This is a genomic window from Paenibacillus favisporus, from assembly GCF_040545415.1.
Classification (GTDB): domain Bacteria; phylum Bacillota; class Bacilli; order Paenibacillales; family Paenibacillaceae; genus Paenibacillus_AQ; species Paenibacillus_AQ favisporus.
In genome coordinates, this window is the sequence record NZ_JBEPLV010000001.1 from 1,712,489 (window position 1) to 1,730,493 (window position 18,005).

An 18,005-nucleotide genomic window follows, 5' to 3' on the forward strand; every position below is an offset into this window, starting at 1 on the left:
AGACCAATTTGAAAATAAACCTAAAGCTGAAGTCAGAGATGCCGTGTATTTTTTCTAGATGATCTCCCCTTCATCCTCTGGCCATTCTTCGGCAAGCGGCCGAACCCGGACAGCACTGACTTTAAAATCAGGCATTTTGCAGTATGGATCCAGCTCCGGATTGGTGGCCAAATTCACATTCTGAGCGTCTCCCCAATGCATCGGTATAAATACGGTATCCTCACGAATTTTGTCAGAATACCGGCTGCGTACGGTAACCGTCCCCCGTTTGGAACTGACGCGCACGAGCGCTCCGTCTTCAATCCGGTGCTTACGCGCGGTCAGCGGGTGAATCTCCATGAAGCTCTCCACGAACTTTGCGGCGAGCACCGGGCTGCGCCGGGTTTGAACGCCCGTCAAATAATGCGGAAGCACCCTGCCGTTGGTCATGATGAGCGGATATTCGCCGTCCGTTTCCTCGCCCTGTGAAGCAACAGGTACCGTCTGAAACCGGGCAAGTCCGTCGGAGTGAGCGAAAGAACGTTCAAATAACCGCCCTGTCCCCGGGTGGTCGGTTGACGGGCACGGCCAGTAAATGCCTTCTTCCCGCCGCAGGCGTTCGTAAGTGATCCCGAAGTAGTCGGCAATCCCGCCCTGACTGGCTTTTCTTAGCTCATTAAAAATTTCTTCTGCATCCTTAAACGGAAAATAAGTCCCTCTGCCGAGCCTTTCCGCAACCGAGCACAAGATCTGCCAATCATGGAGCGTCTCGCCCGGCGCCGGTCTGGCTGCTTCCCTCAGCAGCACGCGGCCTTCCAGATTCGTCAGTGTCCCTTCGTTTTCCATATAGGAAGTGACCGGCAGGACAATGTCCGCGTATTTTGCCGTTTCGGACAGAAACATATCGGCGACGACCAGAAAATCAAGCTTCCGGATGCCCTCCTCCACCATCGAAGCATGGGGATTAGAAACAACCGGATTCGAGCCCATGACGAATAACGCTTTGATCTGTTCCTTGTATACGAGCTCCATCATTTCATAGGCGGATACCCCTTTCCCTGGGAGCTCTTCGGGCGGAATTCCCCAAACCTTTGCCACGAACGCGCGGTCGTTTTCATTTTCGATCGAACGGTAGCCGGGCAGCTGATCCGCCTTCTGTCCATGCTCTCGGCCTCCCTGGCCGTTCCCCTGGCCCGTAACGGCACCGTAGCCGCAGCCTTCCCTGCCGATTTTCCCAGTGGCCAGAACCATATTCAGAAAATTCCGGACCGCCATATGCCCATCGGCATGCTGCTCTACGCCGCGCGCAGTAAACACCATGCCGGTGCCCGCTTTGGCGTAAGTTACGGCAGCGGCTCTTATCTGCTCAACGCTTACGCCTGTTAACTCGGCAATCCCTTCCAAATCTATTCGGAGCAAATCAGCCTTGAGCTGGTCAAAATTCGTTGTGCGGCTCTGAATAAATGCCGAGTCGATCAAATTTTCGTCCAAGATGACCTTCAGCATACCGCTCACCAAAGCGCTGTCGGTTCCCGGCTTCACCTGGAGATGAAGATCCGCCAGCTCTGCAGTCGCGGTTGCCCGGGGATCAATGACGATGATGAATGCTCCATTCTCTTTCGCCCGGATAAAATAAGGCATGAGGGTTGGCTGGCACTCCGCGATGTTTGTGCCGGCGAGGATAATGCATTCGGCTAGCGGGATTTCCGACAGCTGATTGGTCAGCCCCCGGTCGATCCCGAACGTCTTCACCCCGGCCGATGCCGCAGCCGACATGCAAAATCTCCCGTTATAGTCGATGTACCGGCTTCGGAGGGCCACTCTCGCAAATTTGCCAAGTGCATACGCCGTTTCATTCGTCAAAGAACCGCCGCCATATACACCGACGGCATCGCGGCCGTACGCCTCCTGAATGGCCGAGAACCGCGCTGCGACGGTGTCCAATGCTTCTTCCCAAGAGGCGCGGACCAATTCTCCGTTCTTCCGTACCAGCGGATACAGGAGGCGGTCCCGGCTTGAAGCATGCTGGTGTGCGTTCATCCCTTTCACGCACAGCCGCCCCTCGGACGCGGCATTGGGGACTCCCGTCGCCTGAAAACCCGATCGCTGCCTGGCCTCCCCGGGTGCAATCTCTACGGTCATTTTGCACTGCACGCTGCAAAAAGGGCATTGCGTATTCATCGTCAAGGTCATATGCCCACCGTCCTTTCTTCAGAGTGTATGTCGGATTGTGCGTCGATTCCTGTGGATTGAGTGATGCTTATCGTTTCGAGCAGCGATTCGCGCTCATCGGGATCGAGCAGCTTCTCCCGTAAACGATGAAGCCCGTATCGTTCCAGCCACTCCCACACCGGTTCCCGATAATAGGCGGAATCTCGGTACAGCGCAAGGCAGCCGAGAGCCATGTCGATGATGTCCCCGGCATTGGGCAGGACACCGACCAGTTGAGCCGGCTTGACCGGATGCTCCATATGTCCGCCGGCGTACAATTCCCATCCGGCCGGGGATGCACCGATCCCGAGATCATGTACAAGGATGCCCGCCGGGTCGCGCGGACCCGCAGACACCGCGATGCCTACCCGTGCCGGCATGAACCATCCTGTACTTCTTCGCTCCAGTTCGAGCGCGATCCGCCCGGCGTCCGAATGCGGAATTCCTGGTGAGACGACCGAGCTTGCCGACACGCGGATCATGGGCTCTCCGCCGTCGGCGGAGCGATGGATGCCGAGATAATAAGCGGCGGCCGATCGGCATACCGGGCAGCCGTCCGGGCGCTTCCAGCCCAGACGCAGCAGGGCCGCTTGGACGCTCGCATCGCTGCCCGGGTACAGTGCGGCCCTGATCGCTGCACGGTCCATGTCCGTGCAGCCGCAGATCGGCACCGGAGCAGCGGCCGGAGCCGCCTTCTTCCCTCCTGAGGACTTCGCCAGCTCCAGAATCGCGGCCACCATCGGCTTGCAGCCTCCGCAAGAACCGGACGCCTTGGTCCGCTCCCGGATCTGGTCCACGGTTTGTGCCTCGTCCAGACCGGCGGCTTCCATAATGGCAGCTTTTGTGACACTGTTGCAATTGCAAACCGTGTCCTGATCCCCCATAGCTTCGGCCGTTTTGGCCAGTGAAGAATTCCCCCCGGCAGGCTGAGCCTTCAAGGCGGACACCGGCGCCCGCCGCTTTAAATAGCCCAACAGCTCCGTCCCTTCCGAAGTGTCACCAAAGAGCACAGCTCCGGCTATCCTGCCGTTTTTCATCGTCACCTTCTTATAGGTCCCTTTCACGCCGTCGAAGTGCTGCAGCGCCGTTTCGCAATCTCCACCCTGGATCAGCCCGGCGGAAAATACCTCGACGCCTGACACCTTAAGCTGTGCATAAGGGACTGAGCCCGGATAGGGCTCCGTGTGCCGCCCGCATAAATGCATGGCGAGTACGCGTGCCTGCTCATATAACGGGGCTACCAGGCCGTAGACAATGCCGCGGTGCTCCGCGCATTCCCCAACGGCATATACATGGTCAGCACTCGTCTGCATATAATCATCCACGACAATCGCCCGGTTTGTGCGAATGCCGCTGGCTTCCGCTACGGAAATGTTCGGACGAATGCCCACAGCCAGAACGATCAAGTCAGCCCCAAGCCGGCTGCCGTCAGAGAACTGCAGGCCTTCCGCACGTTTCCTGCCGAGAATACGCTCCGTTCGTTTTTCAACCAGAAAACGCATCCCCTGCTGGGTCAGCTCCCGCTTCAGCATCTCCGCTGCGGAGGCATCCAGCTGCCGGTTCATCAGATACAAAGCGTTATGGATGACATCGACCTCCATGCCGAGGTTTAGCAGTCCCCTTGCCGCTTCCAATCCGAGCAGTCCTCCACCGATTACGGCTGCATGCTTATACGTTCGAGAAGCTTCCATCATCCGCTCACAATCTGCGATATTCCGGAAAGCCGTCACTCCCGGCTTATGAATGCCTGGGATTTTGGGCATAAAGGCCGAGGAGCCGGTCGCAATAATGAGCCGGTCATAAGGCTCCACACGCCCGGATGCCGTGTAGATCCGCTGCTGGTCGGGATCGACGCGAAGTACAGTTTCTCCTGTATACAGGGAAATCCCCCGTTCTGTATACCAAGCCCAATCATGGATCGTAATATCATCTACATTTGTTCCGCCTTGGAGCACTTTTGACAGCATAATCCGGTTGTAATTGGGATGGGGCTCATTTCCGAACACAGTGATTTCATACCGGTCGGGCGCAAAATCGCATATATGCTCCACGCATCTCATCCCTGCCATCCCGTTGCCGACTACGACAAGCCTGGGCTTCCCCATTGCAGTCACCTCCGCTAAAAAACTGTGTAGGCCAGGCCTAAAAATAAAAAAACCCGTCCCTTGGAGATCAAGAGAACGGGCGTCATTGCCAGTTAGCCAACAGGTACACCGTTGTACCGGAAAATGGATTTGAATTGAGCATAATCGAAAATGAAATTAATGTCAACATATATTACACGACATTCTAATATTCACCAAAATCACGATGATTCATGTCCCGATAACAAAATTTATGTATAGTTTATTGACACGCATTTTACATTCCACTATAATTCATTTCGAAATCACAAAGACGTGATCTTTCATCCGGGAAGAATACTTCCCATGGCAATGAGGCCGCTGGTTGTCCGCTTATGGGCAATCTGCGGCTTTTTGTATTGTATGCGATAAAAGATATGGAGGAGATGGAGATGAAAGAAGGAACGACGTTTTGGAAAAGTGGGCATAAACCGTCTTTATTCAGCGCATTTTTCTATTTTGACATCAGCTTTATGATTTGGGTGCTCCTCGGGCCGCTGAGCGTCATTATGATGGAAGATTATCCGATGACCGCGTCTCAAAAAGCGAACCTGGTCGCGCTGCCGGTGCTGGGCGGTTCGGTACTGAGGCTGGTCCTCGGTTTCCTGACCGATTATATCGGGCCGAAGCGCACCGGACAGCTCGGAATGCTGCTGACGATGGTGCCGCTGATCTGGGGCTGGCGGTTCGTAGACTCGCTCGGCGAGCTGCACGTCATCGCCCTGCTGCTCGGCATTGCCGGGGCTTCGTTCTCGGCTGCGCTTCCGCTCGCCAGCCGCTGGTATCCGCCGCAGTATCAAGGCCTGGCGATGGGCATCGCCGGAGCCGGGAACAGCGGTACGGTGCTGAGCACGCTGTTCGCGAACCGGCTGGCACAGCATTTTGGCGGATGGGAAGCCGTATTCGGCATCGCCTTGATCCCGATCGTCATCGTGTTTATATTCTTCAGCATTTTTGCCAAAGACAGCCCCAACCAGCCTGCCCCCAAAAAATTGTCCGAGTACGGCTCGGTGTTAAAGCAAAAGGATACCTGGCTATTTTGCTGGCTGTACTGTGTTACGTTCGGCGGCTTTGTCGGTCTGACCAATTACCTGACGATCTTTTTTCATACGCAATATAATCTTTCGGCTGTGCATGCCGCTGATTTTACGACCGTATGCGTCATCGCGGGGAGCCTCTTCCGTCCGGTGGGCGGGTATTTGTCCGATCGGATCGGAGGCGTCCGCATGCTGCTCATCTTGTATACCGGGGCAGCCATCATGCTCGCCTGCGTCTCCTCGCTGCCGCCGCTGTACGTGATCTCCATCCTTCTTTTTGCCGGAATGATGTGCCTGGGTGCCGGCAACGGCTCGGTCTTCCAGCTTGTGCCCCAGCGTTTTCGTGATGAGATCGGCATTGTTACAGGCATCGTCGGCGCTGCCGGCGGGTTCGGCGGTTATCTGCTGCCGCTTGTGCTCGGCGGATTGTACGAGTCTACCGGGTCGTATACGCCCGGGTTTCTGATTCTGAGCGGTGTGGCCGTAGCCAGTGTGCTGGTGGTGTTGGCGGCAAAAGGCCAATGGAAGAAAACTTGGTTTGCTGCGTCTTCCGCAAAGAAGCTAATAACGGATCCGGTGAATGCCGAATTCAAATCGTAATTCAAGATCGCTGGCGTATAACCTAGCGCCTTCAACGTCAAACAGCCAGTCCACCGATCCGTCGGAAGGTGCAATATATCCGTCCAGACTAACCGCGGGATACAGCACTACTTTCGAGCTTTTCATGTTTTTATCGCTCCCTTCTGTCATATGTTACAATGTAACTACGACATAACTTGACGTGATTAGGAGGATATCATGAATGAGCGGAGATTAGCCATGATGCGGATCATCGACTCACGGAAGAAGTTTACGGCCCGCGAATTAGCTGAACGTTTTAACGTCTCGGTCCGGACCATCCAGCGCGACCTGGATTACCTGCAGCAAATCGGTTTTCCGCTGTACAGCGAACAAGGGGCTCATGGCGGATACCGCGCGCTGGAGAACCGAATTCTGCCGCCGCTGCAGCTGACCCGAACCGAGGCGCTCGGTTTGTTTCTGATGCTCGAAATGCTGGAGAAGGTGCCCGATTTCCCTTTTGACGCGATCCGCTCCCACTTGGCCGTGCAATATTACGGGTCCCTGCCTTCCGACGTACAGACTAATATCGATCAGATGCGCAGCCATATTTCTTTCCGAATGATGCAGCTGCATGAACCTGCACCTTGGACGACTGAGATTTTAGAAGCTTCGATCGCCAAACAGGAAATCCGTATCGTGTATAGGTCCGCCAAAGGGTCTAAGGAGCACAACGTGTACCCCTATGGCATTTATTTTGAGAATGGCTATTGGTATATGCCTGCGCGAAATCCGGAGAAGACGCTGCTTTTTCGCGTGGACCGGATCCAGCATGTGGAGAAAACCTGTGCGAACGATCCGGAAGTGCCATCTTTGGCTGAGTGGATGCAGTCAACCGATGATCGGGACAAAGCCGAGGTGGTGCTGCGGTTTACCCCTTTTGGTATGCGGCTTGCCAAAGACGATCCGATTTTGCATACGGCTGCGGACGGACAGTGGAGCGGCCCGGTTCCGCTTGAAGAGTTCCCGTTTACAGCCCGGAGGCTGCTCCGCTTTGGCCCGGATGTTCAGGTTGTATCACCGCCCCGGCTGAGGGATTTGGTGCTTCAGCTGCTGCAAGACAGCATAAGCCAGTACAAGGAGTAGGCAAAAAAACACTCCCCGCAGGGAGTGTTTTTTACTGGTCTCTGACCCAAAAGGAATTGGTATACACATGCCTAAACCCTTGGACCAGCATATGGTTATGACTTGAAGAGCCGAACACCACATCCGTGTACACCGTCGACAGGCCAGTCCGCTTCGCCTCCGACAACCGATGGCGGATCAGCGTCGTCTGGCATCCCCTGCCCCTAAACGCGGGCAAGGTATAATCGTTGGCCAAATAGCCTTTTCCCGCATGGATGAACATTGATCCGATCCCGGCCAGCTGGCCATCCGAATAGGCGAGGTAATTCCGAAATTCTGGGAGGGTAAAGTACCGTTTTTTTCTCGCCAAAATATCAGCTGGGACGCCTCCCATCAGATCACTGACGGCCTCCAGCAAAACGTCGACATTGCCTTCGTCCACCGGTTCAATGGTAATATCCGGATGCACTGCTGCAGCCTCAGCCGGCTCGGCCTCTAAAAATGCCAGCTGATCTGTGGGCAGAAATCCCTTGCGGTGCAATGCCAGCGCAACCTGCTCGTTCAGCCGGGTTGGTGCCATATCAAAACAAGGACGGGTATTTCTTTGCTCGTATTCACTGACAATTTGGCCCAAATGCTCCAGATCCGCGATTCCGAATCCTTTCACCCGATTGTAGTAGAGCGAATCCGGACCGGTAGCTTCGACTAGCAAACGGGCACTGCCGATTCGAATTTCTTCCAGACGCTTGTCTTGCGAGGAAAGCGCCCGCCTTGCGTTAAATCGGGTCAGTTCCAGCTCTATTTCCTCGATATCGTTTACTTTCTGATGAACCTTTTGCTGAATCAAACCTATTCCCCCTTACTTGTTCCGGGTTGCCTCATTCCCCCGGTGCTCGTACCAGGCTGCTGCAGGCCTTGTTGCCGGATATCCGAATTGCTCCCGGTATTTTTTCCTTTCTTCGGTAAAATCAGGCCATTCCCGCTCGCTGCCCGGATGGTTGGCATGATGCACAAGACAGCGAAGAGCATCCTCCAGGCAAGGATCCTCCCAGTATCCGAGATGCACCTCCATTTTATCTATGAAGTCCGCACCGTCCAGGTCTTTAATCTCATCCAGCGAGTAGTATCCCATGTCAACCACCCTTGCGGCCACTTTCGGACCAATCGAGGGCACGGATTGAAACATGGCCAGCCCCTTTAGCATGTTGGCGCGTTCGCGGGTGATTTCCAGCATTTGTGATAACTGTGCGGTATCGAGGTTGGCAATATCGTTCAGTTTCACTTTAAAGGCTCTTAAATGGGCACGTTCCTCCGGGGTCAGCGGGAGTTTGGGCGGTGTTTGCTTCAAGTGTATCACCTCATGAATGGACTATCGATTCAGGCAGATCCGTCAATGAACGTCGATTGGACATCCACTGGAACCCCATTATATACCAGGAAGCTTCGGGCGACAATTTTTCTGACGACAGCCCGCTAAAGCTTAGCAATTCCTCAAATATAAACAAAGCCCGGTATCAACCGATACCAGGCTTCGTTTTCTATTGTCATTTCTGATGATTTACGGGTACACGCTTGATGAACAGGGCAATCACAAATCCGATGACTGCGATAATCATCCCGAACATAAACGCATTTGAAACGCCTGAAGTCAACGCGTCAAGCGGATTGCCGCCGGGGTGCGCCTCAGTGTAATGCTCCTGGCCTGCCGACATCACGCTGACGGCAAGTGCAGTGCCGATGGCACCGGCTACCTGCTGCAGCGTGTTCATGATGGCTGTGCCGTCCGGGTAGTATTCACGCGGCAGCTGATTCAGCCCGTTCGTCTGTGCCGGCATCATAACCATCGAAATGCCGATCATCAGGCAGGTATGAAGCACGATCACGAGGAACGCCGCTGAAGCGGCCGTTACGCCCGAGAAGAACCACAGGGATGCGGCAGCCACCAGAAATCCGGGGAACACGAGCCATTTGGGTCCGTATTTGTCAAAGAGGCGCCCCATGATCGGCGACATGATCCCGTTGATGATTCCCCCCGGCAGCATGAGCAGGCCGGCATAAAACGCCGATTTGCCAAAACCACCTTGAAGGAACAGCGGCAGTACCAGCATTGACGACAGAATGATCATCATGCTGATGAAGATCATCACTACGCCAACGGAAAACATCGGATATCTAAAAGCGCGCAGATTAATCATCGGCTGCTTCATCGACAGCTGACGCCATCCGAACAGCAAGAGGCCGACCACACCAATAACTAGCGACAAGATTACTTTGGTGCTCGTCCAGCCACCGCTCCCTTCACCGGCGCTGCTGAAGCCAAACACGATGCCGCCGAATCCGATGGTGGACAGCGCGATGGACAGCAGGTCGATCTTCGGCTTGGTGATGCTGGACACATTTTGCATAAACGCAATGCCGAATACCAGAGCCAGAATCAAAAACGGCAGCGACAGCCAGAAAATCCAGTGCCAGCTGAGGTTCTCGATTAACAGACCCGCGATCGTCGGTCCGACCGCCGGCGCAAACATGATGACCAGCCCGATGATTCCCATCGCGCCTCCCCGCTTCTCCGGCGGAAAAATGACCAAAATCGTATTAAACATCAGCGGCAGCATAATGCCTGTTCCGATCGCCTGCACAACGCGGGCCACCATCAAAAATTCAAACGATGGCGCAAGCGCTGCTATCAGGGTCCCGACAATCGAAAAGCTGAGCGCTGTAATAAATAGCTGCCTTGTGGTAAACCACTGCAGCAGCAATCCCGACACCGGGACCAGAATGCCCAAGGTCAGCAGGTATCCGGTCGTCAGCCATTGCGCTGTCGAAGGCGTGATATGCATGACCTGCATCAAATCACTGAGCGCGATATTCAGCGCCGTTTCACTGAACATGCCGATAAATCCGGCAATGAGAAGTGAAATCATGATCGGTAAAACTTTAAATTTTTTCTCCGTTTGCATTTGAGCTTGCGTATGCTGTACGGCTGCTTCCACAATCCCATCCTCCTGTCATATGTCCAATGTCTCGCTTATCTCTCTTTATATGTCTCTATCTATTTTCTCTAATATCTGTAATCTCTCTATTCATTCGGCCTTATTTTTCTTTATGTGCTTCATCCGATGTATTTTTGGCCAAAAGGCGGTCCAGCAATATGCCAACATATTTGGATGCAAGGAATATAGGTCCCGTATCCTTGTTCGTCTGGGCGATCAGCAGCGATCCTTCGAGCAATGAAAGGATGACTGTCGCGGCTTCCTGTGAACGGGACAGCTCTACCCCGGCATCCTGCAGCCGTGTGGTCAGGACTCTCTCCCACTCCTGAAGCACGCCTTGACAAGCCTCTCTCAGGGTATTGCTGATGCAGGAGGTTTCTACCGCATTCCAGAAGCTGAGCGGGATAAACCCTTCGAAATTGGTGGCTTTGGCATCGGCCGCAATCACATCGATACAATGCTGAATGGCCTGAGACGGATCGTCAAACCGGTTAAAAGCCTCTTCCCACTTGTCGGATACCGCACTTTTAATCCGTAAAATGCATTCTTGGGCAAGCTCCTCCTTACCCTCTGGGAAATAATAATACAGTGAGCCTTTAGGGCAATGGCTTTCCTTGATAATTTGGTTTAATCCCGTTCCGTGATAGCCCTGTTTGGCAAAAAGACGTGTTGCTGTTTCCACGATGGATTCACGGGAATTGGGCTTTTCCGTCATCGCGCTTATGACCTCCTTTCAAAATTATAACGAACGGTCTACATATTATAGTCGATGAAATGCGCTTTCTGTCAACTCATTTTTTTATGAAAAATGTGGTTAGCTTGAACTTTACCGAAGAAAATACAAAAAAGCATTCCGACTGCCGTACAGCCGAAATGCTTTCTTAATACTCGTTTAAAACGTCACAGCGTATTTTGCTGTTTGATCCAGTCCCTTTTGAATAATGTTCTTTGCTTCGGCAGGCATCTGGTTATGTCCCTCAATAATGATTTCTTCCGGCGTAATTCCCCACAGCATCAAGTTGGATTTAACGAAACGGATCGCCCCTTCAAAAGGAGCCATGTCCTCCGTGGAGTAAATGCCGCCCCGGGCATTCAGCAGAACCACTTTACGCCCCCCGGCTAGACCGACGGGGCCTTCGGGTGTGTATCGGAACATGGTTCCGGCTTGAGCCAAATAGGACAGATACGTAATCAGCGGTGCAGGCGCAGCGTAGTTCCAGAGCGGGAACGCGATGACCACCTTGTCGGAGGCGAGAAACTGATCGATATGAACGCGAACCAAATCGGCGATATTCGTCTCCTCTGGCGTCAACTCCTGTCCCTGGCTGCGCTTGAAGAGAGCGGTAAGTGCCGTGTTCCCATATTTCGGCAGGTTCAAGGCGAACAAATCCAGCTCGGTAACCACGTCATCCGGATGGGTGTCCCGGTACGTTTTGACGAACGTTTCATACATTTGAACCGTAACCGATTGCTCTAACGGACGGTCATTCGCTTTGATCATTAACACATTGGACATGTTGTTGTGCGGCCTCCCATTAACAATATAGGTTTCACAATAATTAAGCGCATGAGTTCGAAAATGAATACATTGCAGACTTGATTAGGTTTCCGCATTTCGCAATTTTTTATGAATGAACGGAAACGATTCACTCAAACACTACCTAAATCGTTGTTTTTTATTATTGAGGGGGATGCTTAATTGGTTTATCGTTGTGTTAAACGATACTAATTATTACTAAATATTGATTTTTTATGTAGTTTATTAATTAAAAAATCAACATCCATGTTCCGATATAAGCTCGCCTGCCGAGTTTATATAACCAACATTCCGAAAGCTGACCGATCACAAGGTCGGCCCTGGCCAAGCAAGTTGAATCAATTTTCTTATAAGGGGGTGGGACGGCCAAAGCGGTATCTGCAGCCAGAATGACACATGTTGTTTTCATATTCGGATTAGAGGAGGAAATTTGGATGACTACGATTCGGTTACGACAGCATGGAGTGCTTAAATGGCTGTTCGCAGGCAGTTTAGCTTTGATCACGCTGCTGTGCACGTTGATGATCGTGGAGCGTGCTTCCGCGCATGGTTATGTCCAGGCCCCCGGCAGCCGCGCTTACTTATGCAAAACGGGTGCCAACACCAATTGCGGCCCGATTGTCTATGAGCCTCAAAGCTTAGAAGCTCCGAAGGGATTTCCTGCCGCAGGCCCGGCAGATGGTAAAATCGCCAGTGCCAACGGAGCTTTTCCAACGCTGGATGAACAATCTCAGGCTCGCTGGAGCAAGGTTAACCTCTCTCCAGGCACAAATACCTTCAGCTGGACCCTGACGGCGAGACACGCGACGACCAGCTGGAAATATTACATCACGAAGCAGAACTGGAATCCCAATGCGCCGCTCACAAGAGATTCTTTTGATCTGACGCCATTCTGTTCGGAAAATTATAACGGTGTGCAGCCTGGAGCAACCTATACCAGCACCTGTAATGTCCCGAGCCGCACCGGATATCAGGTGATCCTCGCCGTTTGGGAAATTGCGGACACCGCCAACGCCTTCTACAATGTCATCGATGTGGACTTCGGCGGCGGCAGCGGCACTCCCGATACCACGGCACCCTCGGCGCCTTCCAGCTTGAAGGCATCTGCCATAACGTCAACAGGCGCAACGCTGACCTGGGGGGCTTCGAGCGATAATGTCGGCGTGACAAGCTACAAGGTCTACAACGGAGGCACGCTTGTCGCAACAACGGGAGGTTCCGTCCTCAGTTATCAGGTCACCGGACTTTTACCCAATACATCCTATTCGTTTACGGTTCGGGCTGTAGACGCTGCGGGTAACACTTCGGATGCCAGCAGTGCCGTAACATTCACCACATCTGGCACAAATCCACCGGACACCCAGGCACCTTCCGCTCCAACCGGTCTGCAGGTTGACGGTACACCAACTTCGGGAACGGTTAAATTGAAATGGGTGGCTTCGACGGATAACGTTGGCGTAACCGGCTACCGGGTCTACAATGGAAGCGCGCTGGCAGGCACCGTATCCGGCACGACGCTGACCTACACCGTCAGCGGACTTGCAGCCGACACGTCTTATACGTTTACCGTTCGCGCCGTGGATGCGGCGGGAAATGAATCGTCCGCCAGCAACGCGGTAACCGCCAAGACGGCTTCGTCCTCATCCGCAGCAGCATGGGCCCCCAATGTTGCCTACACACCAGGCACGCTCGTTACCTATAACGGAGCGACCTATGAATGCCGGCAGGCCCATACCTCGCTGACAGGCTGGGAACCACCGAACGTTCCGGCGCTCTGGCTGTTAAAATAACGGAAAAACGGCTTTCTCCCCGGAATTTGGCGGAAAGAAAGCCGTTTTATTTTGTGGCTGTTTCGACCGGATAACCTTAGTCTACTGGTCTTTTACCAGGATCCATCCCAGAATCCGATACCGTCATCACAGGTTTGACCGTCAGGTCGTTATGTACCCGAATTTGGCAGGACAGACGGACATTCGGCTCGTGAATTCCTTTGGTAGTAAGAATGGCTGCTTCGGCTTCCCCGACAGGGCCAGCATCGCCTTCCAACACTTCCACCCGGCAGGTCGTGCATCTGGCATTCCCACCACAGCGATGCAAAATATCCACCCCGTTGTCCTCCAGGGCCAAGACGAGCTTCTGCCCTTCCTCTGCTCTAATCGCTTCTCTGCCTTCCACTTGAATCGTTGGCATACGATCAACTCCTTTTATGATTTGGATCGAATGAACTGCTATTGCTAGATGACAGCTCCAGCCTTCTATTATTTCTTATCTCAAGTCTGAATACAATGAGAACTTTGTCCTGGGTGCATCCTTCAACGTTTCATTACCCCAAGGAAGAACTACAGAAGCGTGGCATACCATTGCCGGACATCTTTTTCCAATCGCTGCGCAATCTCCGGGAACTCGTCCTTCAAATTGACCCGCTCGCCCGGGTCCACCTCCAAATTCGACAAATGAACGTCGTCCGGCTGGGTGCGGTCAAAGTCGAGCTTGCCGCCAAGCACAAGCTTCCATTTGCCCTCCCGAATCGCAAGCTGGCTGCCATACTCCCAGCATATTTGCTGATGTGGAGTGCCTGCCCCTTGCGTCAGCATCGGCACGATGCTGCTTCCGTCGATCTCTTCCGCCGTGGGGACAGGGAGACCGGCGAGATCCATCACGGTCGGCACGATATCGGCCATCATGCCGACGTCATCCTTCGTCTGTCCGGCAGCGATAATAGATGGATAGACGAGGATGGCCGGTTCCCGAATCCCGCCTTCGAACAGGCTGCCCTTATGCCCGCGGAAGATTCCGGCGCTTCCGCCATAGTACACATCCTCTGTTCCGTCCAGGTAATTGCGCGACTCCGAAGAGGGTCCATTGTCGCTCGAGAAGAAAATAATGGTGTTTTCGTACGCCCCCACCCGTTTAAGCGCTGCCACAATATCGCCGACTCCGTCATCAACAGCCGAGATCATGGCCGCCATCAGCTGACGGTCCCTTGGGAGGTGACTGTAGCGTTTCATATATTTTTCCGGCGCATGCATCGGGTAATGAGGCGCATTATAAGCGGCATACAGGAAAAACGGCTTATCGGCAGCCCGGCTTGCCTCGATAAACTCGACGGATTTGTCGGTGATCAGATGCGTCAGATACTCGCCGTCCCGCCATACCTCTTTGTCGTTGCTCCATAAATCGTGCACGGGATTCACACTCGGCATTCCCCAGTAAAAAATGTGGGAATAATAGTCCACGCAACCGGCCTGGAAGCCGAAATATTCATCAAATCCTTTGGCATTGGGCTTGGTGTCCTGTGCCGATCCAAGATGCCATTTCCCGAATAAAGCCGTTCGGTAGCCATGTTCTTTGAGACGCTGTGCAAGGGTTTTGGCGTCGGCCTTTAATCCGCCCGTTCCCCTCTTACCGCCTAAAATATGGCTGACACCTGTTTTTGCGGGATACTTTCCTGTCAGCAAGGCCGCCCGGGACGGTGAACAAACCGGTGAGTTCGAGTACCAGTTGGTAAAACGTGCTCCATCTTGTGCTAGCGCATCCAAGTGCGGCGTACGAATCGCATCGGAGCCGTAGCAGCTCAAGTCACCGTATCCCAAATCGTCACAATAAATCACAATCACATTCGGTCTCGTCAAAGTTGAGTCACACCTTTTATGTAGTTTTAGGATGCATTCTTCCATCTTACTCCTTCGCCACAGAATGTTAGATTCCTTGCCTAAGCGTGATTTTTTAGTTTTTCAGGTGATTTCTTGTACGCTCTATATTTGTAGCAAAATCAGTGAATTTCTATTTCCTTTATAGAAAAGGGGCTTCGTATGAAGCGAAAAAAAGGACGCAGAACAAACACTGCGCCCTTCCGTTTAACCAACCATCTGGATCATATTGTCTCGTTATCATTGCGAGCTTGGCGTCATCCTCCCCACTCCGTGAATCGGCCGTCGGGAGAATCAAAAGCTTGTGCCCAGTAGTAACCAGGCGCCAGGATTCTGCGGGCGGCAAAGCCGGCTTTACCCGCGGCCGCATTGATCGCTTCGGATGAAGCGGTGTACGTACCTGTCGCTGTCGTGGCGCCACCGACATATTTTCCGCCCATAGAGGTAAACCGGCCGTAAACCGTTGCCTGAAGCCCGGTTCCCGTCTCTTTGTCGACGACCTGCAGGGACACGGTCGCCTTGGTCCCGTCGTAAGTGACCTGCATTTGCCCCACGATCATCGGCTTCAGATCGGTATGCCCCGTCATTGCGGAAAACGGCTGGCTTGCAGGCCCTTCATTACCGGAGGAATCGACGGCCGTTACCTTATAGACATATGTCGTATCCGGCAGCAGCCCGACATCGCGGTAATTCAGTTTGTTAGATATACCGGCCAGGTGGGCTGGATCCGGTTCAAACTGCGCATCCGTGCCGCGGTAAATACGGTACTCTTTCACGGTGGCGTTGTCGGACGCCGGCCCGTAGGTGATATCGACCCGCTGATAATCAAAGGCGGCTGCCTGCGGAGTGCCCGTAACAGCTGAAGGGGGTTCGCTGTCCTGCGGCGGCTGCCAGAACACGCTTCCCGGTCCCCATGCAGACGGAAAAATTCTCAGGTTGCCGTAATGATGGAGCGCGATCCCTCCGAAGGCAGGATCTCCTTCAAAAGCGGCGTACACTTTGTTCAGCTCCGACTCCATGTACATGCGGCCTTCCTCATAGAAGCTGATGGCCTCCGGATCGCCGCCGTCGGCGACATCGATCGTTTCCACGCCAATGACGACCGAATTCGGCTTGCCGATCTGATTGGCATAGTCGATTTCTCCGCGTGCTTGTTCAATGATCCCTGCGCTGCCGTCCGCCTGATCCCGGTAGTCCATGATCGAAATGTAATCGAGCGTATCCTGAACGTGCTGGGACATCCATTTGACCGAGCCGTTCCACGAAATGCTGCTGGCGTCCACCGATGTGTCGAACCAGCGCGGGATGGCGGCTCCGACCAGCAGGTTCAGGCCGGAAGCCTGCTTGCGGTCCATCAATGCCTTGAGCATGTCAAGGTACTGTACCTGAACCGAAGGTTTGGCACTTTTAAAATCACCGAGGCTGTAAGGCTCCGTATCAATGTTTACACCGTCGAATCTCTCCCTTGGATCCGAGGATAAATTGTAATTCAGGATACCTTCGAACTCGGCCACTGCCTGGGTCCGGTAACGGGCATAGGCCCCGAAATAGGGCGGTGTCGTACCGCCGGCGATCAAAGCCTGCACCTGATAGCCCTTATCGTGAGCCCAGCCGACGAAATCCCTGACCTCCGGCCGTTTTTCCTCCAGCATCCGCATGCCGAAATAGGGTCCGACCGCCAGGTACAGCGTCCGGATCGGTCTCTGCCCGAACGTCGACGTGTCGGAGGCCATAGCATCCAGCACATTACGGGAACCTGGGTTCATGATCAGGAGGTACGATTCATTCTCCCATATCCACATGGCCCGATCTTGACCGTACACCTGCTGGGTAACAGTTGTCGGGTTGGATGCTGCTTCAGCCTCCGCGGAACCAGAATCTGCTTTCATTTGTATCCCCTCATCCGGTTTCCCTTCATTAACTGTATCTTCCGAGGGAGGGGCCGTCAGCTCATCTTGTGCCGTGGTGACATCTTGAGCTGTTGAGGCATCTTGTGCTTGAGGTACCTCTTGCTCTGTTAAGTTATCTTGTACTGCTGAAGCATCCTGTACTGTTGAGACTTCCTTTGCGGTTGAGTCATCCTGCGCCGTTTCGTTATTTTGCAGCGCTTTGACATCTTGATCGATTTGAGCACTCTGGTCTTTCTGGACATTCAGTTCCGCTTCGGCATTCTGCTGGATATTTTGATCGGTTTGAACATCTTGATCATTCTGGGCATCCTGCTCTGTCCAGCCCTCTTGCTCCTGCTGGTCCTCCTGCAGCATTGCTTGGCTGTATACGTTCGCGACTTTCACATATTTTGCGCTGCTGTATCCTGTATTTCCGTTTGAATCCACGGCTTTCGCTTCTAGACTATTAACCCGTCCGGCATAAGCCTCCGTCTTCCACTTGTATTGGTATCCTGATCCTTTGGGTGGCGCATCCTTCCACTCTCCGCCGTTAATCCGTATTTGCACGTTGCTGACCGGGTTTTTACCCCCTGCTTGAATGAAGACATTGACACTCCCCTTCACGGGACTCGTTTCGCCTGGGCTTGTAATCTGCACTTGTGGGAGCGCGGCCCCCGGATTATTTACCTCCACCGACATATAGGGAGACCAGGCCACATAGCGGGTCACACTGTCTTTTCCCCTAGCCGCCAGTTCTACCGGACCGTCGTACTTGGAGAAATCGACGTCGGCATACCAGCTTCCGCTGCCGTCCGCTTCCGGATCATCCATGTGGGCACTGACGAGGGAATTGCCGCCTACAGCGAGCTCCACGTCATACACTCCTGAAAACGTTCCGGAAAT

The 18,005-nt window shown here is 53.5% G+C and carries 13 protein-coding genes and 1 pseudogene; 3 read left to right on the forward strand and 11 right to left on the reverse strand.

What is annotated here, in order from left to right; all coding sequences use genetic code 11:
• Positions 1–54: 54 nt before the first annotated feature.
• Both nasC and nirB read right to left on the reverse strand, forming a co-directional pair.
• Entirely contained in the window at positions 55–2,172 is a 2,118-nt protein-coding gene (gene nasC, locus ABID47_RS07970) for an assimilatory nitrate reductase catalytic subunit NasC (RefSeq protein WP_354495606.1), read from the reverse strand.
• The gene (gene nirB / locus ABID47_RS07975; RefSeq protein ID WP_354495608.1) at positions 2,169–4,295 is read right to left on the reverse strand and encodes a nitrite reductase large subunit NirB; all 2,127 of its coding nucleotides are present in this window, start codon (positions 4,293–4,295) and stop codon (positions 2,169–2,171) included. The genes nasC and nirB overlap by 4 nt, the downstream gene beginning before the upstream one ends.
• Before the next feature lie 410 nt (positions 4,296–4,705).
• Here nirB and ABID47_RS07980 point away from each other — a divergent pair, with 410 nt between their 5' ends.
• Entirely contained in the window at positions 4,706–5,950 is a 1,245-nt protein-coding gene (locus ABID47_RS07980; protein WP_076169287.1) for a nitrate/nitrite transporter, read from the forward strand.
• Between the two features lie 27 nt (positions 5,951–5,977).
• On the opposite strand, the pseudogene ABID47_RS07985 reads toward ABID47_RS07980, so the two are convergent.
• Positions 5,978–6,100 (reverse strand): annotated as a pseudogene (locus tag ABID47_RS07985) (dihydrofolate reductase); the annotation flags it as partial.
• A gap of 48 nt (positions 6,101–6,148) precedes the next feature.
• On the opposite strand from ABID47_RS07985, the gene ABID47_RS07990 reads away from it, so the two are divergent.
• Positions 6,149–7,054: a helix-turn-helix transcriptional regulator gene (locus tag ABID47_RS07990; protein WP_354495611.1), complete on the forward strand. Its 906-nt coding sequence runs from the start codon at positions 6,149–6,151 to the stop codon at positions 7,052–7,054.
• Positions 7,055–7,085: 31 nt separating this feature from the next.
• Here the strand turns inward: ABID47_RS07990 and ABID47_RS07995 are convergent, their stop codons facing one another.
• The 5 genes from ABID47_RS07995 to ABID47_RS08015 form a co-directional block, all read right to left on the reverse strand.
• A complete protein-coding gene (locus tag ABID47_RS07995) occupies positions 7,086–7,880 on the reverse strand; it encodes a GNAT family N-acetyltransferase (RefSeq protein ID WP_354495613.1) in 795 nt (264 codons plus the stop codon).
• Positions 7,881–7,892: 12 nt separating this feature from the next.
• Complete coding sequence (locus ABID47_RS08000) at positions 7,893–8,390, reverse strand: helix-hairpin-helix domain-containing protein (protein ID WP_309545742.1); 498 nt, start codon at positions 8,388–8,390, stop codon at positions 7,893–7,895.
• A 187-nt stretch (positions 8,391–8,577) separates the two neighbouring features.
• Positions 8,578–9,993: a DHA2 family efflux MFS transporter permease subunit gene (locus ABID47_RS08005; RefSeq protein WP_251677578.1), complete on the reverse strand. Its 1,416-nt coding sequence runs from the start codon at positions 9,991–9,993 to the stop codon at positions 8,578–8,580.
• A 133-nt stretch (positions 9,994–10,126) separates the two neighbouring features.
• On the reverse strand, positions 10,127–10,741 hold the full coding sequence (locus tag ABID47_RS08010; RefSeq protein ID WP_116230413.1) for a TetR/AcrR family transcriptional regulator: 615 nt from the start codon (positions 10,739–10,741) through the stop codon (positions 10,127–10,129).
• 177 nt (positions 10,742–10,918) lie between these two features.
• Positions 10,919–11,542, reverse strand: coding sequence for an FMN-dependent NADH-azoreductase (locus ABID47_RS08015; protein ID WP_354495615.1), 624 nt, complete (start codon positions 11,540–11,542; stop codon positions 10,919–10,921).
• Positions 11,543–11,997: 455 nt separating this feature from the next.
• On the opposite strand from ABID47_RS08015, the gene ABID47_RS08020 reads away from it, so the two are divergent.
• Complete coding sequence (locus ABID47_RS08020) at positions 11,998–13,353, forward strand: lytic polysaccharide monooxygenase (protein WP_354495617.1); 1,356 nt, start codon at positions 11,998–12,000, stop codon at positions 13,351–13,353.
• A 76-nt stretch (positions 13,354–13,429) separates the two neighbouring features.
• On the opposite strand, the gene ABID47_RS08025 is transcribed toward ABID47_RS08020, so the two are convergent.
• The 3 genes from ABID47_RS08025 to ABID47_RS08035 form a co-directional block, all read right to left on the reverse strand.
• A complete protein-coding gene (locus ABID47_RS08025; RefSeq protein WP_105442905.1) occupies positions 13,430–13,753 on the reverse strand; it encodes a 2Fe-2S iron-sulfur cluster-binding protein in 324 nt (107 codons plus the stop codon).
• 149 nt (positions 13,754–13,902) lie between these two features.
• Entirely contained in the window at positions 13,903–15,195 is a 1,293-nt protein-coding gene (locus tag ABID47_RS08030; RefSeq protein WP_354495619.1) for a sulfatase-like hydrolase/transferase, read from the reverse strand.
• A gap of 275 nt (positions 15,196–15,470) precedes the next feature.
• Positions 15,471–17,975 carry an Ig-like domain-containing protein gene (locus ABID47_RS08035; RefSeq protein ID WP_354495621.1) on the reverse strand — a complete coding sequence of 835 codons (2,505 nt, stop codon included), beginning with the start codon at positions 17,973–17,975 and terminating at the stop codon, positions 15,471–15,473.
• Positions 17,976–18,005 lie beyond the last annotated feature (30 nt).

Bases quoted from the DNA above. Each gene is read 5' to 3' on its own strand.
- nirB (WP_354495608.1), bottom strand. From the start codon at position 4,295: ATGGGGAAGCCCAGGCTTGTCGTAGTCGGCAACGGGATGGCAGGGATG.
- ABID47_RS08015 (WP_354495615.1), bottom strand. From the start codon at position 11,542: ATGTCCAATGTGTTAATGATCAAAGCGAATGACCGTCCGTTAGAGCAA.
- ABID47_RS08005 (WP_251677578.1), bottom strand. From the start codon at position 9,993: ATGCAAACGGAGAAAAAATTTAAAGTTTTACCGATCATGATTTCACTT.
- ABID47_RS07990 (WP_354495611.1), top strand. From the start codon at position 6,149: ATGAATGAGCGGAGATTAGCCATGATGCGGATCATCGACTCACGGAAG.
- ABID47_RS08010 (WP_116230413.1), bottom strand. From the start codon at position 10,741: ATGACGGAAAAGCCCAATTCCCGTGAATCCATCGTGGAAACAGCAACA.
- ABID47_RS08020 (WP_354495617.1), top strand. From the start codon at position 11,998: ATGACTACGATTCGGTTACGACAGCATGGAGTGCTTAAATGGCTGTTC.
- nasC (WP_354495606.1), bottom strand. From the start codon at position 2,172: ATGACCTTGACGATGAATACGCAATGCCCTTTTTGCAGCGTGCAGTGC.
- ABID47_RS07980 (WP_076169287.1), top strand. From the start codon at position 4,706: ATGAAAGAAGGAACGACGTTTTGGAAAAGTGGGCATAAACCGTCTTTA.
- ABID47_RS08025 (WP_105442905.1), bottom strand. From the start codon at position 13,753: ATGCCAACGATTCAAGTGGAAGGCAGAGAAGCGATTAGAGCAGAGGAA.